Consider the following 18,749-nt stretch of genomic DNA (forward strand, 5'->3'; position numbering starts at 1 on the left):
TTGCGCTCACAGATAGGGTGCATCTCCCCTAATATAATCCTCAACGTCCAACGGTTTAACCGATTCACGTTCAGCGCATCGGCTTCTCACACCAGGCCTTCACTTCACTGATGCAATGACGCTAAAGGAAAAGGTCTGTGAACCTCTGTCTCTATTGAAACGTCAGTCTTTTAGATGATGTCCAGCATCTACCATCGTTTGACAAAAGGCCAAAGAATAAGAATTATAATCCCCAGAAGCTTTGACAAGAATCCGAGGAGCCCTGAACTCGATTTGTCTCCGGCTTGTTTAGACTCGCTTATTCTCTATTTCGTTGTCCACCCTCAACCCTAAGTGACTCATGACCGTCTCTGAGAACCGCCCTAACTTGCCGCCCTCATCCCGGGTTCTGACCTTGGTGGGTCTAATTTTAATTCTGACTTTCTTTCTCGATTTTCTGGTTCGTTTAACCTCCCCACAACTCGCAAATGCAGAGATCCAATTGACCCTGCTGAATGATCTAATTGATCGAGGCGTGATTCCGCTGATCGGCTTATCCCTGATTTATGCGGGCTTTTGGTTCCATTTATATACTAAGCCTCCTCTCTCTGCTGACTCCCACAACGGTAAAGAACTGCGAGCGGCATGGCAGGATCCCAAATTTTGGACGTTTGTCTTCGCTAGCCTGCTGGGACTGATGTTTTTGCTGATTATTCCGTTTCACTATGCCAAAACCGGAGAAGTGATCCAGAAGGCCTTAGATCAGGTCGAGTCTGAGTGGACCCGTAACAAAGCCACGATTGATCAACAGCTTAATCAGGTCAAATTGGAAGAGCAGGAATGGCAATCTATCCTCAAGGATCCAACTCAGCTTGAGCAACGTTTGCAAAATCCACAATTACCGCCCCAGCAAAAGGCCGCACTCACTCAACTCAAAACGAATCCACAATTGCTGAAACAAAGTGCAGATGCTCGCATTAAGCAACTGCAGCAACAGCAAACCCAGGCTGCAGGGCAGTTAGCGGATGCGGAGAAACGCAAGTCTGAAGTCGTCAGCCGGGCAGAGGGAGAGCGATCCTTGACCCGTTTACGGGCAGGCATTAGAAGTATCTTGTTAGCTATCGCCTTTGCCAGTATCGGCTGGACTGGATTGCGCGACTCTTCCAACTAGGGCCAAAAGACGACTCGCAGGGTTTAGGAGATAATGACTAGCAGTCTTTAGAACGCATCCTTCCCCATGACCTTGCAGGCCCCCCTTGCCCAACTGATCGAGGTTTTATCTGCGCAGCCTCTCAATCTCCCTAGTGCATTGACGTCCCAACAAGTGCAAGGCGTTAATACCGATACCCGCAGCCTAAAGCCAAACGAGATTTTTCTTGCCCTGTCTGGGGAGCAGTTTGATGGGCATCGGTTCGCCAAACAGGCCGTGCAGCAGGGGGCAATTGCAGCTATTGTCGATCACTCCATCGACGCGGCGATTCCGCAATTAGTGGTTCCCAATACCCTAGTCGCCTATCAACGCTTAGGACAGTGGTGGCGGCAGCAGTTTCAAATTCCCATCATTGCTATTACGGGATCTGTGGGCAAAACCACCACCAAAGAGCTGATTTCTGCGGTCCTCGGCACCGCCGGGTCCGTTCTTAAAACGGAAGCCAACTACAACAACGAAATTGGCGTGCCCAAAACATTACTGGGTCTAACCCCCGATCATGACTATGCCGTGGTCGAAATGGGGATGCGAGGCCCGGGGGAAATTGCTGAATTAGCCCAGATTGCCCAACCCACGATTGGCGTGATTACCAACGTGGGCACGGCTCATATTGGCCGCTTGGGCTCCAGGGAAGCGATTGCCAACGCCAAATGTGAACTACTGGCCCAGATGCCTTCAGATAGTTTTGCGATTCTCAACGCCGATAACCCCCTGCTGATTGAAACGGCCAAAACGGTGTGGCAGGGGGCTCAAGTCACCTATGGTCTCGAATCTGGCGATGTACGGGGACGGCTGGAGGCTCAAACCCTACAGGTCGAGGGAGATGTATTCCCACTCCCCCTGCCGGGTGCCCACAATGCGTTGAACTATTTAGCGGCCCTTGCGATCGCACGTCATCTCAACCTCGATCTGGCACCTCTACGACAAGGCATCTCTCTTCAACTCCCGTCAGGTCGGGCTCGAAAACTCACCCTGCCCAACGATGTGGTGATTTTAGATGAAACGTATAATGCCGGACTGGAATCGATGCAGGCCGCGCTACATTTACTGGCCCAAACACCAGGCCAGCGTCGCATTGCAGTACTGGGTCCGATGAAAGAATTAGGAGACTATGCCCCCGAACTCCATCGCCAAGTGGGCAACCTTGTACAAACACTCAATATCGATCAGCTCTTGATCCTCGATCAAGGGCCGGAAGGAACTGCCTTAGCAGCGGGAACAACCACTGTCCCCACTGAGCAGTTCGGTGAGCATCAAGCCCTGATGGACTATCTTGATCAGCATATTCAGCCCGGCGATTGTCTGCTGTGCAAAGCGTCTCACTCAGTTGGCCTCGAGCGGATTGTCGACCATCTCACCCAAGCCAAGGCTTAGTCTGTTACGAGCCTAACGCTTGGCGTTGCGCCGTAATCAGCTTCTGAATGCCAATTTCGGCGAGATCGAGCATTTGATTGAGCTGCGGTCGGGGTAATGTGCCTTCTTCGGCAGTACCTTGCACTTCCAGGAGTTCTAATTGCTCTGTTGCCACCACGTTCAAATCCACAGCAGCACCCACATCTTCTGGGTAATTCAGATCCAAAAATGCTTGCCCTTCCAATAACCCCACGGATACAGCTGCTACATGGTGACGAATGGGAGAGTGCTCTAGCTCGCCCTTGCTGACCAACTGATTGACCGCATCCACCAAAGCAACAAAACCGCCCGTAATGGACGTGGTCCGTGTTCCTGCGTCGGCTTGTAAGACATCCGCATCCACTACCAAGGTGCGCTCTCCCAGGGCTTGCAAATCGAGCGCTGCCCGCAAGCTTCGACCAATCAACCGCTGAATTTCTTGCGTACGGCCCGATAATTTCATCAGTTCTCGGCGCTGCCGTTCGGGGGTGGCCCCGGGCAGCATCCGATATTCTGCGGTTAGCCAGCCTTGTCCAGTCTCTTCTAGAAACTTGGGCACACCGGGTTGCACCGAAACGGTGCAGAGTACTTTTGTCTGTCCACATTCTGCTAGTACCGATCCCGCCGCAAAGCGGGTATACTCTCGGTGAAAGTGGATAGGACGAAGCTGATCCGGTTGACGGCCATCAGGACGTTGCCAAGTCATGTATGCTAATTCTCAACGACAGTGGGATGGGCATCTGCCCCTTACGGTGCGGCCAAACCTCAACCAGCATACTCTACATTGCCCCCTCAAGATTCCGGCTGAGATCAAGGATTCTTTCAAAACTTAATACTTCTGGTTAAATTGTTGACGGATTCCATAGATATGGTGTTGACTATGGGGGAAAGTTACAGGTGAACGCTACATCTGTTGTTAGCATCTAAACTATGGTCGCTCAGCTAGACACTCCTCCCCGCCCAGTCGATTCTCCAGCACGCCACATTATCGAAGGCTTGGTTCAAATCTTTACCGCTCCGCATCGCAGTTTTTTTACCTCGGTAATGGCACAAGCGCTACGGGAAGCTGGGCAAGGAACGCGAGTTCTTGTCGTCCAATTTTTGAAAGGGGGCATCAATATGGGCCACCACCACCCCATGCATCTCTGTCAACACTTGGACTGGTATCGCTGTAATCTACCTCGCTGCATCGATACCCCAGAGCTAGAAACAGACGAAATGCAGGCCATGCAGGATCTGTGGCAGCATACCCAAACTGCGATCGCACAGGGAGATTACTCCCTCGTGATTTTAGATGAACTCAGTTTGGCGCTTCATCTCGATCTGATCCCTGAAGCCGAAGTCTTATCACTGATTCAACAACGCCCTCGGCATATTGATATGATTTTGACGGGGCCGAATATGCCCTCATCGCTAATGGATGTTGCTGACCAAATTACTGAGCTGCGACGTACGGTTTGTCCCTAGCGCTCAAGAGGTTTCTGTGATCAAAAATGATGCTTGGATAACCCAAATGGCGAATCAAGGGATGATTCATCCTTTTGAGCCCCATTTAGTGCGGGAAATCGAGGGCAGTACCGGTCTCCCGCACCGCGTGATTAGCTATGGCTTGTCTTCCTACGGTTACGATTTACGCCTGAGTGCCAAGGAGTTTCGGGTCTTTCGCCATATCCCTGGCACCATTGTGGATCCCAAACAGTTCAATCCCGCCAATCTGGAGCCTGCAGATTTACATGAGGATGAGAATGGCAGCTACTTTATTTTGCCAGCCCACTCTTATGGTCTGGGCGTCGCTTTAGAGCGCTTGGCCGTGCCCGAGAATGTCACGGTTATTTGTATTGGCAAAAGCACCTATGCCCGCATTGGCCTGATTGCCAATTTGACTCCAGCTGAGGCTGGCTGGCGGGGCCATTTAACCCTAGAATTTTCCAACTCCTCTAGCGCTGACTGCCGCATTTACGCCAACGAGGGGATTGTCCAACTCCTTTTCTTCGAAGGCGAGCCCTGCACGGTGAGTTATGAAACCCGCCAGGGTAAATATCAAGACCAAGATGAGCAAGTGACGCTGGCAAGGCTTTAAACCCGAGCTAACGGCGAATCCAGCCGTTGATGGTAAAGCGGCTGTCCGCAAAATCTTGAGACGGACAGCTCACGGGCAATACTTCATGCATATAGCGGCTAAGGAAAAAGACGATGCTGTTATTGCGGGGATCAACGGTTTGAAAGGAGTCAGCAGCAACATAAAAGTTATTCTCAATCTTACTGTCGTAGACCCGTAATTCTCCCCCTGAGAACGGCTTAGGCTCCTTGTAGAAGTAATAGACGTAGGTCAGCTCCCGAGTCGCGGTGTCTGGACTGCCGTTATCATTGTGCAGCTTATAAAAGTTGCCATCATTGTGGGACGTGAGCTGAGTCTCAATCTCGGAAGGCTTAAAGCTAGGAAGCTTGAGCTGTGTTAGTACCTTGGGCAAGACCTGCTCAATTCGCTCCATCACCCGATCCGCCAATCCATCTAAATCGGGCAGAATCATGGATTGGCGATAGTCAGGGGTATCGGTTGTAGTTTGGGTAGGCATAAACAAGACTTCTTGCTGAATCGCGGCTTGTAACAACGCCTGATGTTCAGCAGCCGTCAAAAACTGATCCATCTGCACATAGGGAGATGGAATGACCTCTGGCGTTGGGGCTGGATCTAGGGCTGATTGAATATACATCGGCGGTTCAGTCACTAAACCCACTAAATGCTCACTGGAAAAACAGAGGCCAGCATGACCTGCCTGCAACGGAATTTGAAACAGCTCTGGGGGCCGTGGCCGTTGTGAGGATGGCAGAACTGCCTGGAATAACCGCTGCAAAAGCGGATCACTGGACTGGAGATAGACGGTTTGATGATGTCCCCCCTGGAGGAGCAGTTCAACTTTGACAGTGGGAGGTGGGGTCATAGCTGCAATGTATGGTTGACGGCAACCCAACGCAGATGTGGGGTGTAAAGGTTCTATCCCTATTTTGGGTTGAGGGCAGCCTGGCAAAACTGCACAGCAGTGTTTAAATCACTGGTTTGTTGCGGATAAGTCAGCGAGGGACGCTTAATCATAATCAAGGTTACCCCCAAGGCTTGAGCGACTTGACGCTTGATGTCTTCTCCTCCTGGCTGACCTGATGCTTTAGCGACGACAACGGAAATTTGCCACTGCTCCCACAGTGCTTTTTCCAGGTCAAAGGAAATTGGAGGGCGCAGCGCAAGGATGCGATCACAACTAAATCCTGCCTTTTCGGCAGCTTGGATCGCTTGCACTTGGGGTAGGACCCGAGCAAATAAAGTACTGTGCTGATGCCACTGGATAAAGTGACGTAATGCCCTACTTCCAATGGTCAACAGCACCCGCTGATTGAGTAAATAATCCTGCTCAAATAAAGACGATAAATCACTGATTTCAATCGGGCCATCTTGGTTGGCAGCTGAGGGGTGGCAGGTGGGTGAGCGTTCAAATCGAAGATAAGGAAGCTTGAATTGGACCGCTGCCCCCATGGCCAGACGCGAGATTTCTGTGGCATAAGGATGGGATGCGTCAAGAATGGCCGCAATATGATGGTTATAGATAAACGGCTCAATCGTATTGTCCGCTAACGCTTCAGTCCGAATCTGCAGCCAAGGAGAGGGCGGATAAAGTCCCTGTGCTGATTTGGTAACAACAGTGACCAGACAAGGCAATTGGCTGTTCCGTAAACAGCATGCTAAATCAACACTTTCTGTCGTTCCCCCTATTAACCAAATCTGATGGAGCATGATTGAACAAGCTAAATTTGCAGTATGGATCTCAACATATACCGAGGCAAACCCCTGAGAAAGTGCGGTTCATATGAAAGCATTAGTCAATATGCAATTTTGTGGGGTTTTACTGGGCATCCTAATAAATAAGAACCAATTCGTTCTACCTCAAGGGGGGACCTAAGTTTAGGTTGCGAGGTTGTCGATGTGTTGCAGGGACCATCAGTGCTCTGCTCTTCCAATCTTAGAAATAACTCTCGGTAGACTTGAGTGCGATTTGGTCGTGGATATTAACCAGAAAAAACAAACCCGACATTTACTCATTTTTGAGGACACCGAAGGATTACGGTTAGTCCCCCTGGAAGCATCGTCTCATTCCCTAGGGCGTGATCCCACCAATTCGATTGTGCTGCAATCTAAAGCAGTATCCCGCCAACATGCGTTATTGCTCCGGGTCACCAGCTCTGATCCGAATAACTATGGTTTTTTACTCATTGATGGAGATTTACAGGGACAACGCAGTACAAACGGCATTAAGGTCAATGGGGTTAAATGTCGTTCTCGCCGTCTTCAAGATCAAGATTTAATTACATTTGGCAACCACATCAAGGCAAGGTATGTTGCGGTTGCCCCCCAATCTGATCAGGAATTTGAAGAGTATTGCCGCACCGCCAATCGCCAAGATCTTTTTTCTCCCCCGGCGTCACAATCCACATTGGTACCAGAACAACCTTCCGCCGTCGAGGAAGAAGGGGTCGATGAAGCTCCGCTTATTCGACTCGCATCTTTTCCCGAAATTAGCCCCAGCCCTATGTTGGAGATTAATCTAGATGGGGAATTGACATATCTAAATCCTGCCGCCGTGAATGCCTTTCCAGAGTTGCCGCTGCTGGGACTGCAACATCCAACCGTAAAAGGCTTATTGAGTTTAATTCAAGAGTCTGACGATCACATTTTGGTGAGGGAAATTACGGTTGCTGACAAGATGTATGAGCAATCCATTCACTTTATTTCTGAGAGTGATCTTATTCGCTGTTGTGTGTTTGACATTACTGAGCGGAAACTAGCAGAAGCTGAACTCCGTAAGCGGGATCGCTTACTTCAGAGTGTCGCTCAAGCCACCACTCACCTCCTTGAAAATGTCGGCTATGACGCCATTGACACTGCCCTAGCTATTTTAGGTGAGGCTGCCGGGGTTGATCGAATTTGTATTTGCAAAAATCATACGCTTCCTGATACCGACGAAAGCGGGACCAGCATGCGCTTTGAGTGGACACGTTTGTCCATAGATCCGGTGCGTCACCGCCCTCATCGTCAAGAGCAAAGCTACCATGCCCCCCATCTCAGACGGTGGTATCACGCATTGACGGATGAGATAACGATTCGCAGCCTCGTGCAAGATTTGCCGGAAGCGGAACAGCAGGTGTTAGCCCAAGACAATATTTTATCGATCTTGGTCGTGCCGATTATCGTTAATTATCGGTTCTGGGGATTTATTGAACTCCACAACTGCACCCGGGAATATCACTGGTCTTTGCAAGAAGAATCCATTCTATTTGCCATGTCTGCCAGTATTAGCGCGGCCTTACAACGACAGGACAAGGAAGAAATTATTCGGCATCAAGCGTTTCATGATGCGTTAACGGATCTACCCAACCGAGTACTGTTTAACGATCGGCTCACGTTAGCCCTAGCCTCGGCGCAGCGCAGTAATGGCAGCGTGGCCGTGATGTTTATGGACTTAGATCGTTTTAAGCTGATTAACGATACCTTAGGCCATTCGATTGGGGATGAATTACTCAAAGAAGTGGCGGTCCGCCTCCAAGGATGCTTGAGAGATGGGGATACCGTCGCCCGCTGGGGAGGCGATGAATTTACGGTCCTGTTACCCAAAATAGAATCCGTCAATGATGCGATTAATACGGCCTACCGCATCCTAGATGCGTTGAAAGCTGCATTTGTTATTCGTAGGCATGAGTTATTTGTAACAACCAGTATTGGCATTGCTATTTATCCTGAGGATGGACAAGAAGCTGAGATCCTCTTACAAAATGCAGATGTTGCCCTGTATCGCAGCAAAGAGCAAGGGCGTGGAATCTGCCAGCTCTACAATCCGACGATGAATGCTAAAGAACAGTTTGTGATTGAGAATAGTTTGCGATATGCCCTTGATCGGGATGAGTTTATTCTGCACTACCAGCCCAAAGTCAATATCACCACGGGTGAGATTGTAGGTCTAGAAGCTTTGGTGCGTTGGGAGCATCCTGAAATGGGATTGGTGTCACCGGCAACCTTTATTCCCATTGCCGAAGAAACAGGCTTAATTGTGGAGTTGGGGGAGTGGGTTTTAAGAACAGCCTGTCAGCAAGCGGTGGTCTGGCACCGGATGGGACTGGCTCCGCTATCGGTCGCCATTAACCTCTCTGCTCGCCAGTTTTATCAGCCCAATTTGGTTGAGATTGTAGCCCAGGTCCTGGAAACGACTGGTTTATCGCCTCAGCAACTCGAACTCGAAATTACAGAAACCATTGCCGTCAAGAATATTGAGTTTGCCAAGTCGATTCTCTATAACCTTCAGGCCCTGGGGGTTCATATTGCGATGGACGATTTTGGCACGGGATATTCTTCCCTGAACTATTTAAAACAGCTCCCCTTCAACACGCTTAAAATTGACCAATCCTTTATTCAGGATCTAAAACCTGAGTCGAAGGATGTGGAGATTATCAATGCGGTGATTGCGTTAGGCAAAGGGCTAGATTTGAAGGTGGTGGCTGAGGGGGTTGACAATGAAGAGCAATTGGAACTGTTGAGATCTCTAAATTGTGAAATTGTTCAGGGGTACTTGTTCAGTCGGCCCTTAAACGTTGACAATACGACCGATATTTTGCAAGCGAATTGGCTGCAACGAAAGCAATCCCAGTCCATGTTACGGACATTAGTGGCTAATCCAGAGCTGAGCCAATCGTCCTTGATGTAGAACGATCACGCTGTGCATGGATTCTGCCGAGAGGTCAAATTGACGTTCGATAAAAAGTCTCTGCTTGCTCTAGACGTTTTGTTAAAAAATATAGTATTCTTAGAGCTTGTGGATTTTTATAAAAATTTATGCACGCTGAGGAGATCATTCGCTCAATTGAAGCGGAGCATTTCAAAGAGAAATTACCAACAATCTATGTTGGTGATACAGTCAAGGTCGGAGTTTTGATCCGAGAGGGAAACAAGGAGAGAACCCAGCCCTATGAAGGGACCGTCATTGCCAAACGTCATGGTGGCATTAATGAAACCATAACGGTGCGACGGATTTTTCAGGGGGTTGGCGTAGAGCGGGTGTTTCTCGTTCATTCTCCACGCATCACGAATATCAAAGTGGTGCGTCGAGGTAAGGTCCGTCGAGCCAAGTTGTATTACTTGCGCGATCGCGTCGGTAAAGCAACTCGGGTCAAACAGCGGTTTGATCGGGATCTGTAGCTGCTGTTGAGTGATAGCAGTGCTGTTGATACCCCCACCTGTGCTACCGTTGCAAGGTAATATTGGACTAGTAAAAAGGTTTTACCGAATCTTTTTACTACACAGTTGATCCAGGTAGCCCGTGCGCCTTTAGTTCAGTTGGTAGAACGCAGGTCTCCAAAACCTGATGTCGGGGGTTCGAGTCCTCCAGGGCGCGCTCAATTTACATACATTTAGATCGACTGTGGGCTGGGTAAGCGCTACATGCGTCTGAACTCATGAATCCTAAAATTGAAATAGATTCGATAGGGATTGAATTCCGCCGATATCTAACCATCGTAGGCTAACAGCCCTAGAGGTTTTCGTTCGTTGAGTGCATTCGTAGCATTTTAAGGATTACCCGGCAATCAGTATTCAGGGTTAGCAAAAGTGGCTAAAAGAAGAAAAAAGAAAAATAAGTCAGCAAACAATCAACCACCTTCACAGCCGGATGTGGATAGTGTGTCTGAACCCATGTCTTCAACCACAGCCGCTGTTGGAGAGGGCGCTTCCGAGTCGGATAGCGTAGCTGCAGAGCCAGCTGCCATAGCCCCTCCCGGCCCTAATTCGACTGGTTTTCTGCAAGGCACAAAAGAAGAGTTAGAGAAAGTGGTCTGGCCCGATCGCCAACAACTGATCAGTGAGTCCATTGCGGTCTTTTTGATGGTCTCGTTATCCGCTTTTATTTTCTCGTTTATTGATAACTTGTTCCGGTGGGTTTCCACGCTAGTGTTTGGGTAATTGCCAATGACTGATGACCCCCTGAGTACAACCCCTGCAGTCAGTAAGACCCCTGATGGGCAGCTAGATATTCGGCATTGGTATGCTGTCCAAGTTGCCTCAGGCTGTGAAAAGAAAGTCAAGCATAATTTAGAGCAACGCCTACAAACGTTAGACGTGGCCGATCGGATTGTCCAAATCGAAATTCCGCAAACACCGACCATCAAAGTCCGCAAAGATGGTAGTCGAGCAACCGGAGAAGAAAAAGTATTTCCAGGTTACGTTCTTGTGCGGATGATCCTGGACGATGAAACCTGGCAGGTGGTCAAAAATACGCCGAACGTCATCAATTTTGTGGGGGCAGAGCAACAGCGCCGATATGGTCGTGGACGGGGGCACGTGAAGCCGATGCCCCTCAGTCCCTCAGAGGTGGAGCGGATTTTCCGACAAGCCCAAGAGCAAGAGCCTGTGGTCAAAGTTGACATGGCAGTCGGTGACAAGATTCAAGTTCTCAATGGTCCATTTAAAGACTTTGAGGGTGAAGTAATTGAAGTTAGCCTTGAGCGTAACAAGCTCAAAGCGCTACTTTCGATTTTTGGGCGGGATACCCCCGTAGAATTGGAATTTAATCAGGTGCGCAAAGAGTAATTGATTCATGGCAAAAAAAGTAGTAGCAATTATTAAATTGGCAATCGCAGCGGGCAAAGCCAACCCTGCTCCTCCGATTGGACCTGCTTTAGGACAGCATGGTGTCAACATCATGATGTTCTGTAAGGAATACAACGCCAAGACCTCCGATCAAGCGGGGCTCGTCGTACCGGTTGAAATATCAGTTTATGAAGATCGCAGCTTTACCTTTATCCTCAAAACGCCGCCTGCGTCTGTTTTGATCAAGAAAGCTGCCGGGATTGAGAAAGGATCTGGAGAACCCAACCGGACCCAAGTGGGCCAAATTACCAAGGCTCAACTGCAGGAAATTGCCCAAACCAAAATGCCCGACCTCAATGCCAATGACATTGAGGCAGCCATGAATATTGTGGCTGGAACCGCCCGCAATATGGGCGTTGCCGTCGTTGATTAAGACGGTAAGGGTACGCTGGAGTACCCATCTTTGTTAACCCATTTGGGGAAGAGGCCACGGCTTCGCTAGCACCCCAGGAGTAAATTATGACTAAGAAAATTTCTCGCCGCATGCGCGAGCTAAAACAGCAAGTCGAAGACCGGGCCTATGAACCTCTGGACGCGCTAGAACTGCTGTGTAAAACAGCCACCGCTAAATTTCCAGAATCTGCCGAAGCCCATATCCGCTTGGGCATTGACCCCAAGTATACAGACCAACAGCTACGAACAACGGTTGCTTTACCCAAAGGTACGGGCCAAGACGTTCGCGTTGCCGTTGTTGCCCGGGGAGAAAAAGTGAAAGAAGCCACCGATGCGGGTGCTGATGTGGTGGGATCTGAAGAGCTGATTACTGAAATTCAGCAAGGTCGGATGGATTTTGATCTGCTAATCGCGACCCCGGATATGATGCCTCAGGTGGCGAAAGTGGGTCGAATTCTGGGTCCTCGGGGATTAATGCCTTCTCCTAAAGCAGGGACCGTCACCTTCGATTTGCCGCAAGCGATTGAAGAATTTAAAGCAGGTAAACTTGAGTTCCGGGCTGACCGAACGGGAATTGTCCATGTGATGTTTGGCAAGGCAACATTCTCGGCTGACGACTTATTGGCGAACTTGAAGGCATTGCAAGATACCATTGACCGAAATCGTCCGTCAGGTGCCAAGGGCAGGTACTGGCGCAGCCTCTACGTATCAGCCACTATGGGTCCTTCGATTGAAGTGAACATTTCGTCTCTGCGCGATCTGACCCTGACTGAATAACCCTACCCCTAAGTTTTGTATCAAGGACAGTGCCATTGTCTAATCCCTAAACTGAATATCGAAAGACCGTAGATAGTAGGGGCTACATGCTTAATAGCCTACTGAGGTTTTGAAATGTTTCACTTAAACGCCATCCGTGTGTTTTAAGTCGCTACTCTCAAAAGACCTTGGCCCTCCCCACAACCAAGGTCTTTTGTTATAGGGAGCTATAAGTTTCGTTTTTATGTACCGATTAAGGAGGTGAACAGAAGAATGGGTAGAACCCTAGAAGATAAGAAGCAAATTGTGGCAGGGCTGCAAGAAAACCTGAGTGATACGGTGATGACGATTGTCATCGACTATCACGGGTTAACCGTTGCTGAGATTACTGAATTGCGTAATCAGCTGCGACCCGCTGGCGCTCAGTGCAAAATCACTAAAAACACTTTGATGCGTCGAGCGATCAAAGGAGATGAGAAATGGGAGCCATTATCAGACTGGTTGTCCGATTCCTCTGCTTTTTTGCTGATTAAGGATGACTTGGGCGCGGCCATTAAGGCTTACCAAGCCTTTCAAAAAGCAACAAAGAAGACGGAACTCCGGGGCGGCGTCATGGATGGCCAACCCCTTTCCAAGGAGGATATCAAGGCCATCGGTGATCTCCCGTCCCAGGAAGTCTTAATGGCTCAAATTGCTGGTGCCATCAACTCTGTGGCGGCCAAGGTTGCGGTGGGTATCAATGAAGTTCCGGCTTCCCTGGCTCGGGCCTTACAAGCCCATGCAGACTCTGATAAAGCTGCTTGATCGCATTCTCGAAAAAACTATTGAATACAAAAAAGGAAGTGAACCATGTCTGCAACTGAAGAAATTCTGGAAAAGTTGAAATCTTTGACTCTCCTAGAGGCCGCTGATTTAGTCAAACAAATTGAAGAGACCTTTGGGGTCAGCGCTGCGCCTGCTGCAGGTGTCATGATGGCTGCGCCTGGCGCTGCAGGGGCTGCTGCTGAAGAAGCCGAAGAGAAGACTGAATTTGATGTTGTCTTGGAAGAAGTGCCTTCCGATAAGAAGATTGCCGTTCTGAAGGTGGTCCGCACCTTGACTGGTTTGGGCTTGAAAGAAGCCAAAGAAATGGTGGAATCCACTCCTAAAGCTATCAAGGAAGGCGTGTCTAAAGACGATGCCGAAGAGGCCAAAAAGAGCCTGGAAGATGCGGGTGGTAAGGTTGCCCTCAAATAAGCAGTCTTTGCCGTTACCGATCTGCTTGTTGCAACCAGGTCGCTAAACTGCATCTTGCCAATTCTTGTCCCAGTCTAAGGCTTGCTGAGAATAATTTTCTCAGCAAGCCTTTATGTAATTTAGCAGGCCTTTAATTGCGTAATGATTTCGACGGTGGGGGGCGTAAATAGATAGATGTGATGGCCGAGTTGTTGTTGATTTCCTGAGATAGCGCATGTGCTGCCGGACGCAAAATCGGCAAATCGTTGAGCCAGTTCAGTCCCCAAGCTGGCAAAATTCAATAAGATAACGGTTCCCGCCTTGAGGGCATCAACAGCCTGTGCGGTTTCGTCAAACGTCTGGGGGGTCAAAACAGCAATTGTATAATTGGATATCCCAGGAAGTGGCAGTAGGTTAGTCATACTTGCTCACCTGTTCCTTTGGTCATTACCGTATAAACTAGCGCAACTTGCCAATATGCAGAAGCCTTTACTGCCAAAAGATTGTCAATTGCGCCCTGCCCTTGCCACCGATATTGGCCCAATTCGGCGGTTGGTCTGGTCTGCACGGCTGGATCCAACCCAAATTCGATGGTCTCAATTTTGGGTCATTGAACAGGAGCAAACGATTGTCGCTTGTGGTCAGCTCCGCGTCTTTCCAGGCGCTCAGGAACTGGGTAGTTTAGTGGTTAAATCCACTCATCGACGGCAGGGTTTAGGAACTATCTTAGCGAAGCACTTGATTCAATACGCTTCCCAACCCCTCTATCTTGAATGTTTAGGGCAGCACTTGTGCCAGTATTATCAGCAGATGGGGTTTCAAATCGTCGAGTGGCAGGCCCTGCCCCGCTCCCTTAAACGCAAGTTCGGTCTGTCCAGAATCGCTAAAACGCTGTTGCGAGTGCCGATTGTGTTTATGTATTGCCCTGAAACTCCAAACCCGATTGGAGACGCGATGGATTGATATATCACTGACGAAGGTTACGGGATCTGGTCTACTTAGCGAATAAAGCTGGGCAGTTCGGGGGGTGGAGAAGACCGATAAGCGTTGGGGCCTACATCCACAGTCAGCGGTTGCTTGGTCTCGGTTTCTATTGAAGGCTGAGATGCTGGTAAAGCTGCACGGTCATGCTGTTGTGCTGCAGAGGTGTTCTCTAAGCCTAAGGCGGCAAGCTTACGACAGCAGATAGCAAACGCATTGGAAAAACTAACTGGATCGGTTGCTGACCAGGGGGATACCGCGGATGAAGAGGCCATCATTGGAGCATCCACCGCAACGGTGGCATATCCGAAGGAAACCATTTGGCGGGGTGCAACTTTGGCGTTGGGGGCAAATGTGTTGGAATTATTTTTTAGAACCGTTTTATACTCACAAATCCGGGCTTGCTGGCGACGCAGTTGCGATCGCAGGTCCTGGCAAATTGACTGAAATTCTTTTAGCTTTTCGGCTTCTCGATCAGACCCGCGTTCAGCATTTTCTAACTCTTTTTCCAGTTGCGCCTGGTGGGCTTCGGAGCCGACTAACTGCTCCGTTAAAGAATCAATTAAACGCTGTTGGTATTGCAATAAATTATGGGCCGTTTCTAATTCCTGTCGTAAGACGGTGACGTCTTCCTCCATTAAAACGGTATCAACGGGTAATAACTGATCTTGCCATCGATTACCGTTTAGCTCGGACTCAACGAGTGTCTTTAGTCTGGGAACAGAAGGGGGAATGATGCTGTCGTCGTGCATAGGAGTGCCCTGTGAATTGAGCTATGGCGGCAGTCGATTCAACGCAGCCCGCCTCTGTGCGCATTGAATCGCATAGCATTCCATATCTGTAGGCCTAGGCTTAGAGAAAAATATTTAAGTTAAAACTGAAGCCTAAAATTGATAATGGTTCAAACGGTTCACAACCGACAGATGTAGAACGCGACTTTCTTTATCTTTCAGAGGATGTCAGCATGGGACCACCCCATCTAACATAGCTTTTTCTTCAATCGAAGCCGATGAATATCGGTGGTTTGAAACCTAAATTTACATATATTTATCAAAATTAGATGACATCTTGACGATGCTGGATAAAAACCACCAGACTGAGCATCCCCACCATGATTATTCCTAATTTCAGCCAATGTTTACCCACATTAACCGCAAATGCGGTGCCAGCCTTTTCATGAAACCGTTCGACTAAGAGTTCTGCAGCTGCGATCGCAGTGCCCCGTTTCTCACGCCAATCACTAAACTGATCTTGCCAGCTATCCAATTTATCCCGATAATCCTTAACCTTATCGTTATAGTCCTCTATCTCATCTTCAAAGGTAGCCCGGTTGTCGGCTGTTAACTGGGGTGGATCGCCTGGATCTTCTGGTTTAGTCGGTTGAGGTTGATCCACCGCTGGATCATATTCTTGGCGTAGGGCTGGAAACGTACATTGGGTAAACATTTTTGGCCCCAGACATTGGCATTTTTCCTTGTCTGTATCACTTAAATTTTCGCGTTCTTCGGAAGACAGTTGCCAGCAGGCGTCACCCGCAATATCCTTGCCAGCTTCCGACAGGGTAATTAAGCTCTCGTAAGACCAGCGGGTGACCGTCAGTTGACTCAAGACTTGTCCAGGAGTCCCTAAGGAATCCAGGGAGATAATTGCGCCAGAGAAGGTGATTTGGGGGAGTAGAAATAGAATGGTCAACAGCGGGGCCACACTCTGATTCGGCGCTAAGGCAGAAACAAAGAGGCCCATCACCATGCCGCCTAAGGTCGCCAAGAAGAGGGTGACATACATCCCCAGCAGACCCTGCCAGTCCACCGGCAAGTTCACGGCCAATACTTTGGTCAGTAAAAAGATGGCGGCTTGGTAGAGGGCTAACAGGACACTCAGCCAAACCTTAGAGAACACATAGGGCAAAATCTTTAGCCCAATCATCCGTTCACGGCGATAGATTTCTCGTTCTTTAACAATCTCCCGCATCATCGCCAAGCTACCGACCATCACGGCAGTCAAGACCGTGATAAACAACAGGGTGAAGACCTGACCTGGATCGCCGTTGGTAACATCAAACATGGGGCGTTGCCACATGACGAAATCCAGCAGTCCCAGGATAGGAGCCAAGGCCAACATCAGAATTAAGCTGGCCCGATCTTGGCGCAAAATCGTCCAATTGCGCTGGGCCAGAATCGCAAATTGTCGCCAGCCCGAGATGGCTGTGGTTCGCGGTTGAGGCGGCTTTGATTTCGCTTTTTGAGGGGTTGTGGGGACCGATAAACTGGCCTGGCGTTGAGTGATATAGGTCTGATAGAGGGTGGACTGGCGATATTGCTGTTCCCACGCTTCAGGGGTTTGCTCACCTTCGACCTTGAGATAGATTTCATCGAAATCCTCTACCCCGAAATAGGTCAGGGCTTCGGCAGGGGGTCCAAAATAGGCAATCCGCCCCCCCTTCGCCAAAAACACGACCAAATCACACACCATCACATTTTTAGTGGCATGGGTAATCAGAAGAATCGTTCGCCCTTGATCCGCCAATCGTCGCAATAAGCGCATCATCAACGTTTCGGTGCCAGGGTCCAGGCCAGAGGTGGCCTCATCTAGGAAAAACAAGCTGGGTTGAGTTAATAGCTCCACGCCGATAGAGACCCGTTTACGCTGGCCTCCGCTTAAGGAACGCACCCGTAATTGCTCCCGTTCCCGTAGTTCTAAATCCTGAAGGACAGATTGAATTTGCTGTTTGCGCTCAGCCCGAGTCACATCAGCCGGGAGACGCAGGCGGGCTGCATAATCTAGGGCCTGACTGACGGTCAATTCACGGTGGATAATATCGTCTTGGGGAACATAGCCCAATTCCGTGCGATAAAGATTGAAGTTTTTATATAGATCTTGTTCATTGACTAAGACCGAACCACTTGTGGCTGGGCGCAGTCCATTGAGGGCATCGAGGAGGGTCGATTTGCCCGCGCCACTCACGCCAACCACCGCGACAAATTCCTGGGGCAAAATGGACAGGGAAATATCGTTTAAGAGAATATTTTTCTTGCCAGCCACCTTACTCAGATGAACCGCATCGAGGCGAAGATTACCTGAGTCATTCTGCTGAATCAGGGTTTCGTCAAAGTTAAAGACAAAATGATAGGGACCGATGCGAATCGTGTCTCCGGGGCGGAGAGATTGAGGGTTACGAAGCTGCCGACCGTTCACATAAGTTCCATTCGATGAATGGAGGTCTTCAATCACCCAGGTACCACCTTTCAGGTCAATTTGCGCATGAAAGCGGGAAACGACCGGGTGATCAATCACTGTGGTGTTGCGTGGATCACGGCCAAAGCTAAGACTTTGTAGATCCCGCAACACCAGCGTTTCGACCTGTTCAATCACATCGGTTTGCGGAATCACCTGATAGGTCAGGGTGACCTGATCTGCAATCGAAAAAAAATCTCCATCCTGAAGCGCCTTCTTCTGAATCCGATCTCCGGCAAAGGTGAGGCCGTGGTTACTCTCTAAGTCGCGAATGGTGTAGGTCTCATTCTCCCAATGTAATTGGGCGTGGCGGTCAGAGACCACGGGTAAATCGATGACAATATCACACTGGGGATGTCGGCCTAGGGTCAGGGTTTCTTGGTTGAGGGGGAAGTCTTGGGTCCATTTAGAAGTCGTGACTTGCAAAACGCGATCGCAATGGGTTTGGCTAACGACCGTTCCCGGTAAGGCTGACTCATGGGCAAATACACCCGTCCCCTGAATTTCTCGAAAGTGAATGACCGTATTGCCAATCTGAATTTCATCCCCAGGATGGAGTTGGACAGAGTCTCTCGAAACAAGAGGCTTGTTATTGACTCGGAGTGTGTCCTTATCTCCCAGCAACTTCAGGAGATAATGATCGGCTTGCCACAAAATTTCTGCATGGTGCGGCAGAACACCTGAGTTGTTCAAGACCAGTGAGTTATCTGCATCAGCTCCAATGCTAAAGGGCGCTTGAGTTAACCGAAATTCTCGATTATTCTCTTCGCCATCGGTAATGACATGAAGCTGAGCAAAGGCAGTAGGCATGATGGGGCAAGGATAGAATTATTGCTTAGAGTTTAAAGGCAGTCATTCAAAAGCCTAGGCTATTTTTTGCTCGAAATAGAGATAATCTTCACAATA

General features: G+C 49.2%; 19 protein-coding genes, 1 tRNA gene and 1 other annotated feature. Of the genes, 14 read left to right on the forward strand and 6 right to left on the reverse strand.

The genetic code is table 11. From position 1 onward, the window contains the following. The first annotated feature begins 340 nt into the window (after window positions 1-340). Complete coding sequence (locus Q0991_RS07375) at window positions 341-1,150, forward strand: HpsJ family protein (RefSeq protein WP_299486912.1); 810 nt, start codon at window positions 341-343, stop codon at window positions 1,148-1,150. A 66-nt stretch (window positions 1,151-1,216) separates the two neighbouring features. Next, window positions 1,217-2,563: a UDP-N-acetylmuramoyl-tripeptide--D-alanyl-D-alanine ligase gene (gene murF / locus Q0991_RS07380; RefSeq protein ID WP_299486914.1), complete on the forward strand. Its 1,347-nt coding sequence runs from the start codon at window positions 1,217-1,219 to the stop codon at window positions 2,561-2,563. 4 nt (window positions 2,564-2,567) lie between these two features. On the opposite strand, the gene rph is transcribed toward murF, so the two are convergent. Continuing rightward, window positions 2,568-3,287: a ribonuclease PH gene (rph, locus tag Q0991_RS07385; protein WP_299486916.1), complete on the reverse strand. Its 720-nt coding sequence runs from the start codon at window positions 3,285-3,287 to the stop codon at window positions 2,568-2,570. 224 nt (window positions 3,288-3,511) lie between these two features. Between rph and Q0991_RS07390 the strand changes: the two genes are divergently transcribed. Then, on the forward strand, window positions 3,512-4,048 hold the full coding sequence (locus Q0991_RS07390) for a P-loop NTPase family protein (protein ID WP_299486917.1): 537 nt from the start codon (window positions 3,512-3,514) through the stop codon (window positions 4,046-4,048). 16 nt (window positions 4,049-4,064) lie between these two features. After that, complete coding sequence (gene dcd, locus Q0991_RS07395; RefSeq protein WP_299486970.1) at window positions 4,065-4,661, forward strand: dCTP deaminase; 597 nt, start codon at window positions 4,065-4,067, stop codon at window positions 4,659-4,661. Between the two features lie 7 nt (window positions 4,662-4,668). On the opposite strand, the gene Q0991_RS07400 is transcribed toward dcd, so the two are convergent. Both Q0991_RS07400 and Q0991_RS07405 read right to left on the reverse strand, forming a co-directional pair. Next, window positions 4,669-5,523, reverse strand: a complete 855-nt coding sequence (locus tag Q0991_RS07400; protein WP_299486919.1) for a 2OG-Fe(II) oxygenase — start codon at window positions 5,521-5,523, stop codon at window positions 4,669-4,671. A gap of 59 nt (window positions 5,524-5,582) precedes the next feature. Then, window positions 5,583-6,368: a cobalt-precorrin-6A reductase gene (locus Q0991_RS07405; protein ID WP_299486921.1), complete on the reverse strand. Its 786-nt coding sequence runs from the start codon at window positions 6,366-6,368 to the stop codon at window positions 5,583-5,585. A gap of 259 nt (window positions 6,369-6,627) precedes the next feature. Between Q0991_RS07405 and Q0991_RS07410 the strand changes: the two genes are divergently transcribed. The 9 genes from Q0991_RS07410 (at window position 6,628) to rplL (ending at window position 13,649) form a co-directional block, all read left to right on the forward strand. Next, window positions 6,628-9,327 carry an EAL domain-containing protein gene (locus tag Q0991_RS07410; RefSeq protein ID WP_366524909.1) on the forward strand — a complete coding sequence of 900 codons (2,700 nt, stop codon included), beginning with the start codon at window positions 6,628-6,630 and terminating at the stop codon, window positions 9,325-9,327. Window positions 9,328-9,455: 128 nt separating this feature from the next. Then, a complete protein-coding gene (gene rplS, locus Q0991_RS07415; RefSeq protein ID WP_299486924.1) occupies window positions 9,456-9,818 on the forward strand; it encodes a 50S ribosomal protein L19 in 363 nt (120 codons plus the stop codon). Window positions 9,819-9,941: 123 nt separating this feature from the next. Continuing rightward, a tRNA-Trp gene (locus Q0991_RS07420) sits at window positions 9,942-10,014 on the forward strand. A 296-nt stretch (window positions 10,015-10,310) separates the two neighbouring features. Further along, window positions 10,311-10,577 (forward strand): preprotein translocase subunit SecE, encoded by a 267-nt coding sequence (secE, locus tag Q0991_RS07425; protein WP_299486925.1) that lies wholly within the window; start codon window positions 10,311-10,313, stop codon window positions 10,575-10,577. A gap of 6 nt (window positions 10,578-10,583) precedes the next feature. Continuing rightward, window positions 10,584-11,204 carry a transcription termination/antitermination protein NusG gene (gene nusG / locus Q0991_RS07430; protein WP_299486927.1) on the forward strand — a complete coding sequence of 207 codons (621 nt, stop codon included), beginning with the start codon at window positions 10,584-10,586 and terminating at the stop codon, window positions 11,202-11,204. A gap of 7 nt (window positions 11,205-11,211) precedes the next feature. Beyond that, on the forward strand, window positions 11,212-11,637 hold the full coding sequence (gene rplK / locus Q0991_RS07435) for a 50S ribosomal protein L11 (RefSeq protein ID WP_299413232.1): 426 nt from the start codon (window positions 11,212-11,214) through the stop codon (window positions 11,635-11,637). Window positions 11,638-11,723: 86 nt separating this feature from the next. Beyond that, window positions 11,724-12,434, forward strand: a complete 711-nt coding sequence (rplA, locus tag Q0991_RS07440) for a 50S ribosomal protein L1 (RefSeq protein WP_299486929.1) — start codon at window positions 11,724-11,726, stop codon at window positions 12,432-12,434. A 48-nt stretch (window positions 12,435-12,482) separates the two neighbouring features. Beyond that, window positions 12,483-12,640 (forward strand) — a sequence feature (ribosomal protein L10 leader region). A gap of 46 nt (window positions 12,641-12,686) precedes the next feature. Beyond that, complete coding sequence (gene rplJ, locus Q0991_RS07445; protein ID WP_299486931.1) at window positions 12,687-13,217, forward strand: 50S ribosomal protein L10; 531 nt, start codon at window positions 12,687-12,689, stop codon at window positions 13,215-13,217. 45 nt (window positions 13,218-13,262) lie between these two features. Beyond that, window positions 13,263-13,649 carry a 50S ribosomal protein L7/L12 gene (gene rplL, locus Q0991_RS07450; protein WP_299486934.1) on the forward strand — a complete coding sequence of 129 codons (387 nt, stop codon included), beginning with the start codon at window positions 13,263-13,265 and terminating at the stop codon, window positions 13,647-13,649. Window positions 13,650-13,768: 119 nt separating this feature from the next. Here rplL and Q0991_RS07455 read toward each other — a convergent pair whose 3' ends face one another. Then, a complete protein-coding gene (locus Q0991_RS07455) occupies window positions 13,769-14,050 on the reverse strand; it encodes a cell division protein SepF (RefSeq protein ID WP_299486935.1) in 282 nt (93 codons plus the stop codon). 55 nt (window positions 14,051-14,105) lie between these two features. On the opposite strand from Q0991_RS07455, the gene Q0991_RS07460 reads away from it, so the two are divergent. Then, window positions 14,106-14,591 (forward strand): GNAT family N-acetyltransferase, encoded by a 486-nt coding sequence (locus Q0991_RS07460; RefSeq protein WP_299486937.1) that lies wholly within the window; start codon window positions 14,106-14,108, stop codon window positions 14,589-14,591. Window positions 14,592-14,626: 35 nt separating this feature from the next. Here the strand turns inward: Q0991_RS07460 and Q0991_RS07465 are convergent, their stop codons facing one another. Both Q0991_RS07465 and Q0991_RS07470 read right to left on the reverse strand, forming a co-directional pair. Beyond that, window positions 14,627-15,361: a hypothetical protein gene (locus Q0991_RS07465; RefSeq protein ID WP_299486940.1), complete on the reverse strand. Its 735-nt coding sequence runs from the start codon at window positions 15,359-15,361 to the stop codon at window positions 14,627-14,629. Window positions 15,362-15,665: 304 nt separating this feature from the next. Further along, the gene (locus Q0991_RS07470) at window positions 15,666-18,653 is read right to left on the reverse strand and encodes an FHA domain-containing protein (RefSeq protein ID WP_299486941.1); all 2,988 of its coding nucleotides are present in this window, start codon (window positions 18,651-18,653) and stop codon (window positions 15,666-15,668) included. Between the last annotated feature and the right edge of the window lie 96 nt (window positions 18,654-18,749).

It is taken from the genome of Acaryochloris sp. IP29b_bin.137, from assembly GCF_028285745.1.
In the GTDB taxonomy this organism is placed as follows: Bacteria; Cyanobacteriota; Cyanobacteriia; order Thermosynechococcales; family Thermosynechococcaceae; genus Acaryochloris.

Coding starts and splice junctions, on each gene's coding strand:
- Q0991_RS07375 (WP_299486912.1), top strand. CDS start 341: ATGACCGTCTCTGAGAACCGCCCTAACTTGCCGCCCTCATCCCGGGTT.
- murF (WP_299486914.1), top strand. CDS start 1,217: ATGACCTTGCAGGCCCCCCTTGCCCAACTGATCGAGGTTTTATCTGCG.
- rph (WP_299486916.1), bottom strand. CDS start 3,287: ATGACTTGGCAACGTCCTGATGGCCGTCAACCGGATCAGCTTCGTCCT.
- Q0991_RS07390 (WP_299486917.1), top strand. CDS start 3,512: ATGGTCGCTCAGCTAGACACTCCTCCCCGCCCAGTCGATTCTCCAGCA.
- Q0991_RS07400 (WP_299486919.1), bottom strand. CDS start 5,523: ATGACCCCACCTCCCACTGTCAAAGTTGAACTGCTCCTCCAGGGGGGA.
- Q0991_RS07405 (WP_299486921.1), bottom strand. CDS start 6,368: ATGCTCCATCAGATTTGGTTAATAGGGGGAACGACAGAAAGTGTTGAT.
- rplS (WP_299486924.1), top strand. CDS start 9,456: ATGCACGCTGAGGAGATCATTCGCTCAATTGAAGCGGAGCATTTCAAA.
- secE (WP_299486925.1), top strand. CDS start 10,311: ATGTCTTCAACCACAGCCGCTGTTGGAGAGGGCGCTTCCGAGTCGGAT.
- nusG (WP_299486927.1), top strand. CDS start 10,584: ATGACTGATGACCCCCTGAGTACAACCCCTGCAGTCAGTAAGACCCCT.
- rplK (WP_299413232.1), top strand. CDS start 11,212: ATGGCAAAAAAAGTAGTAGCAATTATTAAATTGGCAATCGCAGCGGGC.
- rplA (WP_299486929.1), top strand. CDS start 11,724: ATGACTAAGAAAATTTCTCGCCGCATGCGCGAGCTAAAACAGCAAGTC.
- rplJ (WP_299486931.1), top strand. CDS start 12,687: ATGGGTAGAACCCTAGAAGATAAGAAGCAAATTGTGGCAGGGCTGCAA.
- rplL (WP_299486934.1), top strand. CDS start 13,263: ATGTCTGCAACTGAAGAAATTCTGGAAAAGTTGAAATCTTTGACTCTC.
- Q0991_RS07455 (WP_299486935.1), bottom strand. CDS start 14,050: ATGACTAACCTACTGCCACTTCCTGGGATATCCAATTATACAATTGCT.
- Q0991_RS07460 (WP_299486937.1), top strand. CDS start 14,106: ATGCAGAAGCCTTTACTGCCAAAAGATTGTCAATTGCGCCCTGCCCTT.
- Q0991_RS07465 (WP_299486940.1), bottom strand. CDS start 15,361: ATGCACGACGACAGCATCATTCCCCCTTCTGTTCCCAGACTAAAGACA.
- Q0991_RS07470 (WP_299486941.1), bottom strand. CDS start 18,653: ATGCCTACTGCCTTTGCTCAGCTTCATGTCATTACCGATGGCGAAGAG.